Below are 6,813 nucleotides of genomic sequence, written 5' to 3' on the forward strand. Positions count from 1 at the left end.
ATGAGGGCCTTCTCAAGGTCGGTGCAGATGTCGCAATCCACACCGAACCCAGAAGGCCCTCCCCCATTCAAGACCCCTAACCGAGACCTACATCACCGTCCACAACCTCCCCGGACAGAACACCTAGTCAGCGCCAGTCGCCGATCAGGGTGAAGGCGCCCCGGTCCCGGTACGCCGGGTGGACGACACGCGTGGCCAGTTGGGCGTGCCGGAACGCGTCCCGCTTGGTGTCGCCGGCCGCGAGCCGCGTGTACAGGTCGTCGAAGAACAGCGTCGCGACGGGAGCTGTCACCGGCCACAGGACGCCGACCACGGTCCTCGCGCCGGCCAGCAGGAACGCCGCCGGCAGGCCACGCGGATTGTCGTTGAGGTCGTAACGGCCCATCGCCGACTCGCAGGCGCTCAACGTCACCAGGTCCACGCCCCGCAGGTCGAGAGCGAGGATCTGGTGCGCGAACAGCCGACCGTCGTTCTCACCCGGGTCGGGCGAGAGATACAAGCACTGGCACCAAGGCGCTTCCACGTCCTGCGAGCCATGTGCGGCGATGTGCAGGTAGTCGGTCTTCCTCGTGGCCGCCAGAACGGTGCGCGGCGTGGCGTCGTCCCCGACCAGCAGTCGAGCGCGCGGGACCCTGCGGGCCAGTTCTCGGGCATGGTCAACGATCTGTGGCTGGTCGGGGAGTTGGAACCGAACGTCGGCCGAGGGCGCGCCGACAACGAGCAGGCGTCGGCGGCGCCGGTGTCCGGTTGACCCGGGCAGGAGTTGGGCGCTGCTCGCCACCGTGGTGACGGTCCACTCGTCTGCCAGCGGGCGGCCATCCACGTGCGACAGGTGGAAGGGGATGTAGGGCAGCGGGCCGTGGGGCCAGAAGACCACAGCGGCACGGGCAGCAGCGTGGCCAACCGGTGGTTCTCCCTCAGCCCGCCGTACCGGGCTGACGGAGCAAGGGCCCGGAAACACTCGTCGAGTGGCATGTGCTGGTCGACATCGCGCCACACCTCGCGCGCGGCATCGGCCGCGGCGGACCAGTGCGCCTGGGCCTGTTCCGGATCGAGGGACTAGGCATGGTCCTCGTTGTGCTCGGCGAGATCGACGAGGAGCGGATGGCAGACCTCCAGTCGCTCCCTCGTGATGTCGTGCCCCGCCATCGTCCGGGCCCTGGCGAGCGCCGACTCCTCCGTCACGCTCCGTTCCATGACCCGGGCCGCCAGAATGTACAGGTCCCCCAGCGGCGGCCCGATGAGCACGATCGGCTGCCCCCTTCCCTTTCAGCATCGTCCCCGGATGGAACGCCCGGGCCCAGCCGGGCGGTTCCCTCGGTGCCACAGGGCCAACTGCGGCCTTCCGGACGGTGGTGTCGCGCGCCGGGGGCGGAACGGGTACGGACGCCGGGGGAAGAGAGCCCTCTGGTCCAGACCTACCGGCCAGCCTGACACTGTGCGGGCTACGGAGCGGCCTTGTCCAGAGGCGTCACAAGTTGAGTAAAGGTTCAGTAATCCCGCAGGTGAACGGCCTGAAATCGGGCCCGAATCGACTGGACCGGGCTATGGACGGCGGCCGGGAAACGCGTCTACGTTAAGCGCCACCCCCACCGGAGGGCGGCCCGGGCCGCCCGGTTCGACTCCCCCGCACCACCCCCACGACCGCGACAAGGAGCTGGCGGCCATGACCGGTTCACGCGAGGAGCACGGGTCCGCCCGGCTGACGATCAGGGACGTCGCCGCGCGGGCCGGCGTCTCGCGCGCGGCGGTCTCCCTGGCGTTCAACGACAAGCCCGGCGTCTCCGCGCGCACCCGCGCCCATATCCTCGCCGTCGCAAAGGAGATGGGCTGGGAGCCGAACCGTTCGGCGAAGGCCCTGGGCGAACGGGGCACCGGCACCGTCGGGTTGGCCATCTGCCGGCCCGCGCGCCAACTCGGCCTGGAACCCTTCTACATGGAGTTCATCTCCGGCATCGAGAGCGTGCTGACCCAGCGTTCCAGCGCCCTGCTGCTGCGCCTGGTGCGGGACATCGACGAGGAGTTGGACCTCCAGCGGCACTGGTGGCGCTCCGGCCAGATCGCCGGATCGGTGCTGGTGGACTTCCGGCGCGAGGACCCCAGGGTGCCGGTGCTCGCCCGGTTGGGGATGCCGGCGGTCGCCGTCGGACACCCGTCGCTGACCGGTTCGTTCGCCGCGCTGTGGACGGACGACGGGACCGCCGTCACCGAGTGCGTGCGCTATCTCGCGGCGCTGGGCCATCGGCGGCTGGCGCGGGTCGGCGGCTCGGCGGAGCTGGGCCACAGCGCCATCCGGGCGACCGCCTTCACCGCCGCCGTGAGGGAGTTGCGGCTGGACGAGGGCCGGCAGCTGGCCACCGACTTCTCCGGCGAACAGGGCGCGCGGGCGACGCGTGCCCTGCTGGCGTCCGCCGACCGCCCCACCGCGATCCTGTACGACAACGATCTGATGGCCGTCGCCGCCCTGTCCGTCGCCGCCGAGATGGGGCTTCGGGTGCCGGAGGACGTGTCGCTGCTGGCGTGGGACGACTCGCAGCTCTGCCAGTTGACCCGGCCGACCCTGTCGGCGATGAGCCACGACGTTCATCACTTTGGCGCGGAGGTCGCCCGCGCCCTCTACGACGTGCTGGGCGGGGAACGGATCACCGCCCGGCAGATGCCGACCCCCGTCTTCACCCCGCGCGGCTCCACCGGACCGCCACCCCGCTGAGCGGCGCGGCCACAGAGAGAAGCCGCACCACCGCACCACCCCCGCACCGCACCACCCGATCGACCGTCAACCCCCGCACAGAGAGGTCTGCTCGTCATGCACACATCCATTATCCCGCTTGCCAGAAAACGATTGCTGATCCTGCTGACCGCCCTGGTCGCGGTCGGCGCGCTCGCCCTCAACGGGGCCGGCAGCGCGCCGGCGTTCCCGCCCACCCCGAAGCAGGAGGTCGTCAACTACCTGAACTCCATCAGCGGTTCGAACATCGTCTCCGGCCAGCACAACAAGGAGCCGGCCAGCCAGCCCAGCCAGTACACCCAGCAGGTGCACGACGTCACCGGCCAGTACCCGGGGCTGTGGGGCGGCGACCTGATGTTCCGCGCCGAGGACATCGCCAACCGGCAGTCGGTGATCGACCAGGCCATCACCGAGTGGAACAACGGCTCCCTGGTGGCGCTGACCTGGCACGCCTGCCCGCCGACCGGCGGCACCTCCTGCGAGTTCGAGGGCGGCGTCAAGTCGAACATCTCCGACGCCCAGTTCAACGAACTGGTCACCGAGGGCAGCGGGTTGCACCGGGAGTGGCTCAACCGGCTCGACTCCGTGGCGCCCTACCTCCAACAGTTGAAGGACGCGGGCGTGCCGGTGCTCTTCCGGCCGTTCCACGAGATGAACGAGTCGTGGAACTGGTGGGGCAACCGGCCCGGCCAGGGCGGCAGTTCGAGGCTCTTCCAGATCACCCACGACTACCTGGTGAACAACCACGGCCTGGACAACCTGATCTGGGTCTGGAACATCCAGGACAACCCGGCCGGCGGCTGGGACGCGTACTACCCGGGCGACGCGTATGTCGAGGTGGTGTCGCTCGACGTCTGGTACAAGGGCCTGCCGAGCAGCGGCGACTACCAGCAGATCCGCTCGTTGGCCGGCGACCGGCCGTTCGCCATCGCCGAGATGGGGAAGGTGCCGAGCCCCTCGATGCTCGACGCGCAGCCGGAGTGGAGCTACTTCATGGTCTGGTCCGAGCAGCTGCGCGGCGACAACACCAACGAGGAGATCCAGGCCGCGTACTTCCACCCGCGCACGCTCAACCAGGGGGAGGTGCGACTGCCGTAGCGCGTCGCTGAGTTGTCCGCAGAGGAATCGCCCGTTCCCGGCCCCTGTCGCCCCGTCCGGCCGCGCTCTCGGCCGGGCGGGGCGGCGGCCGGGCGGGGCGGCCGGGTCTCACGCGAGCCCGGCCGGGCGGCGACCCGCCGGCCGTCAGGGCCAGGTGGTCGCGTGCTCGGCGAAGTCCTCGCTCTGCACGGGGACCACGCAGAAGACCAGGCCGGCCGGGTCGCGCAGGTGCACGCACCCGTCGTGCTCGCCGACGCGGGTGGCGCCCAGCGCCTCGACCCGGGCGACCTCGGCGGCCACGTCGTCGGACTCCAGGTCGAGGTGGATGCGGGGCTGGCCCTCATCAAGGCGCTGGTGGGCGAGGAGTTCCCCGCCGGCCAGCCGGGTGAGGGTGGCGAACGGCGTGCCCTCCTCGGGCACCGGCTGGCGGCCCAACGCGGCGCCCCAGAAGGCGAGTTCGGCTTCGGACGTCTCGGGTGGCGTGTCGATCAGGACTACGTGGAGGCGGCTGCGATGCATGGCCGGGATCATGGCACGGTGCGCGGCACGAGGCCGGGAACCACGGGGCGCGGGCCGCGCCGCCCGACGCGTCAGCCGTGGGCGCGGCGGCGGAGGGTGAACCAGAAGGTGGGAACGGGGTTGGTGCCGGGGGTGACGTCGGCCAGGTCCCAGCCGGCGAAGCGGTCGCGCAGCTCGTCGGCGGTCACCCCGGAGAACACGTCGTCGAGCGCGCCGGGACCATAGCCGAACATCAGCAACTCGGCGCCCGGTGCGGCCCGTTGACTGAGTATGTCGGCATAGGCGTCGCGGCGGTGCGGCGGGATGCCGCAGAAGCAGGACAGGTCGAAGAAGAGGGTGAACGGGCCCGGGGCGCGCCCGGCGTCGAGGCGGGTGGCGTCGCCGTGGTGGAACGCGATGTCGACGCCGGCGGAATCGGCCTTGACGCGGGCCCGCTGGACGGCGCTGGCGACCAGGTCGACGGCCGTCACCCGCCAGCCGTGGCGGGCCAGATAGACGGCGTTGGTGCCGGTGCCGCAGCCCAGTTCGAGGGCGCGTCCCGGCGGCAGGGCGGCCGGCCCCTCGACGCGGGCCACCAGCTCGGGCGGGGTCACGCCGGTGTCCCAGGGCGGCCGGCCGGCGCGGTAGTACTCCTCCAACTCCCGCCGCACCGCGACCTCCTGGGCCCGTTCGGCGGCGGTGATCCGTTCGGCGGCCGGGTCCCGTTCGGCGTGGTTCCGGTCCATCGATGATCCGCTCTGGTTCATGAGTGGGTGCCCCTCTCCATCTTTCTGTAGTCGAACTCTAGTGTCCGACTACAGAAACAGACCCTAGACCTAGACTTCCGGCATGGACAAGACCGGGACGGCCGGAAAGCGGGACGGGCGGGCCGAACGGTCGCGTCGGACGCGGGAGCGGATCACGCGCGCGGCGCGGGAGCTGTTCGTCGAACGGGGCTACGGCGCGACCAGCCTGCGGGAGGTCGCGGACCGGGCGGGCGTGGCGGTGCAGACCGTCTACTTCGTCTTCGGGAACAAGCGCGCGCTCTTCAAGGACGTGGTGGACACCTCCATCGCGGGCGACGCGGAGCCGGTCGCGACGATGGACCGGCCGTGGTTCCGCGAGGCGTGCGCGGCGGAGACGGCGGCCGGCCAGCTGCGGCTCCACGCGCGGGGCACGGGCGCGGTCCTGGCGCGCTTCGCGCCGATCATGCCGATGGTCGCGGCGGCCGCCGCGACCGATCCGGAGATCGCCGCGCAGTGGCCCAAGGGCCCCGACCCCCGCCTCACCGTGCAGCGCGCGGCGGCTGAGGCGCTGGTCGGGAAGCCGGACGCGCGCCCCGGGCTGACCGTGGAGGCGGCGGCGGACGTGCTGTTCGGGCTGCTCTCCCCTGAGCTGTATCTGCTGTTCGTCCGCGACCGGGGCTGGTCGCCGGAGCGGTGGGAGGAGTGGGCGGTCGACGCCCTGACCGCCCAGCTGGTCGCCCGGCCCGGGGCACCGTTGCTCGGAGAGCGTTGACTGAACGGTGCCCGGCGGGGTACGTGTGCGTCTGCGCGCGAAGCAGCGCGGGAGTGAGGCGAGTTGGGGATCATGCAGTTACCGACATACGACGTGCCGCACACCGCCCGGGTCTATGACTACTACCTGGGCGGCAAGAGCCACTACGCGATAGACCGCCAGGCCGGCGACACGGTGCTGGGCGTCTGGCCGGGAGCGCGGGCGGCGGCGCGGACCAACCGGCAGTTCATGCACCGTGCGGTGCGTTTTCTGAGCGAACGGGGGGTGCGCCAGTTCCTCGACATCGGAACGGGCATCCCGACCGAGCCCAATCTGCACCAGGTCGCCCAGTCCGTGGCTCCCGAGTCGCGGGTGGTGTATGTCGACAAGGACCAGCTGGTGTTGACGTACTCGGACGCGCTGATGCGCAGCACCCCGGAGGGGCGCACGGTCTATGTGGAGGCCGATGTCGCCACGGACCACGAGCGCATCCTCGACGAGGCGTTCGCGGTGCTGGACCGGGGCCGGCCGGTGGCGCTGTCGCTGGTCGCGCTGCTGCACTTCGTTCCGGACGAGCAGGGGGCGCGCGAGGTGGTGGCCGCGCTGGTGGACGCGCTCCCCTCGGGGTCGGCGCTGGTGCTCTCGCACGGCACGCACGACTTCGACGCCTCGGTGATGCTGCGGGTCGAGGAGATCTACCGGCAGGGCGGGATGGCGGCCCAGTCGCGGAACCGGGAGGAGATCCTGCGCTTCTTCGACGGGCTCGAACTGGTCGATCCCGGCATCGTTCCGCCGCATCTGTGGCGGCCGGACGAGGAGACGCAACGGGAGGCGGTGGAGGGCGACCTGGCCGCGCTGGTCTCGATGTGGGCGGCGGTGGGCCTCAAGCGGTGACGCCTGGCGGCGGGCCCGCCCCGTCCGGCGCGGACGGCGCGGACGAGGCGGACGGCGCGGACGAGGCGGGCGGCGCGGGTACGGCGGAGCCGCGCCCC

The 6,813-nt window shown here is 71.5% G+C and carries 8 protein-coding genes; 4 read left to right on the forward strand and 4 right to left on the reverse strand.

Annotated elements, in window-relative coordinates; genetic code table 11:
• Positions 1 to 127: 127 nt before the first annotated feature.
• Together EBN88_RS27490 and EBN88_RS30895 are read right to left on the reverse strand one after the other, a co-directional pair.
• On the reverse strand, positions 128 to 997 hold the full coding sequence (locus tag EBN88_RS27490; RefSeq protein ID WP_267902611.1) for a CHAT domain-containing protein: 870 nt from the start codon (positions 995 to 997) through the stop codon (positions 128 to 130).
• Between the two features lie 62 nt (positions 998 to 1,059).
• Entirely contained in the window at positions 1,060 to 1,248 is a 189-nt protein-coding gene (locus EBN88_RS30895; RefSeq protein ID WP_158621557.1) for a hypothetical protein, read from the reverse strand.
• 418 nt (positions 1,249 to 1,666) lie between these two features.
• Here EBN88_RS30895 and EBN88_RS27495 point away from each other — a divergent pair, with 418 nt between their 5' ends.
• Together EBN88_RS27495 and EBN88_RS27500 are read left to right on the forward strand one after the other, a co-directional pair.
• Positions 1,667 to 2,710 (forward strand): LacI family DNA-binding transcriptional regulator, encoded by a 1,044-nt coding sequence (locus tag EBN88_RS27495; protein ID WP_122399749.1) that lies wholly within the window; start codon positions 1,667 to 1,669, stop codon positions 2,708 to 2,710.
• A 96-nt stretch (positions 2,711 to 2,806) separates the two neighbouring features.
• Positions 2,807 to 3,826 (forward strand): glycosyl hydrolase, encoded by a 1,020-nt coding sequence (locus EBN88_RS27500; RefSeq protein WP_122399750.1) that lies wholly within the window; start codon positions 2,807 to 2,809, stop codon positions 3,824 to 3,826.
• Positions 3,827 to 3,970: 144 nt separating this feature from the next.
• On the opposite strand, the gene EBN88_RS27505 is transcribed toward EBN88_RS27500, so the two are convergent.
• Positions 3,971 to 4,345, reverse strand: a complete 375-nt coding sequence (locus tag EBN88_RS27505; RefSeq protein ID WP_122399751.1) for a VOC family protein — start codon at positions 4,343 to 4,345, stop codon at positions 3,971 to 3,973.
• Between the two features lie 71 nt (positions 4,346 to 4,416).
• Positions 4,417 to 5,070, reverse strand: coding sequence for a class I SAM-dependent methyltransferase (locus EBN88_RS27510; protein WP_122399752.1), 654 nt, complete (start codon positions 5,068 to 5,070; stop codon positions 4,417 to 4,419).
• Positions 5,071 to 5,173: 103 nt separating this feature from the next.
• Between EBN88_RS27510 and EBN88_RS27515 the strand changes: the two genes are divergently transcribed.
• Together EBN88_RS27515 and EBN88_RS27520 are read left to right on the forward strand one after the other, a co-directional pair.
• Positions 5,174 to 5,842 carry a TetR/AcrR family transcriptional regulator gene (locus EBN88_RS27515; protein WP_122399753.1) on the forward strand — a complete coding sequence of 223 codons (669 nt, stop codon included), beginning with the start codon at positions 5,174 to 5,176 and terminating at the stop codon, positions 5,840 to 5,842.
• Positions 5,843 to 5,914: 72 nt separating this feature from the next.
• A complete protein-coding gene (locus EBN88_RS27520) occupies positions 5,915 to 6,715 on the forward strand; it encodes an SAM-dependent methyltransferase (protein ID WP_122399754.1) in 801 nt (266 codons plus the stop codon).
• Positions 6,716 to 6,813 lie beyond the last annotated feature (98 nt).

The sequence above is a fragment of the Streptomyces triticirhizae genome (assembly GCF_003696235.1).
Taxonomy (GTDB): domain Bacteria; phylum Actinomycetota; class Actinomycetes; order Streptomycetales; family Streptomycetaceae; genus Streptomyces; species Streptomyces triticirhizae.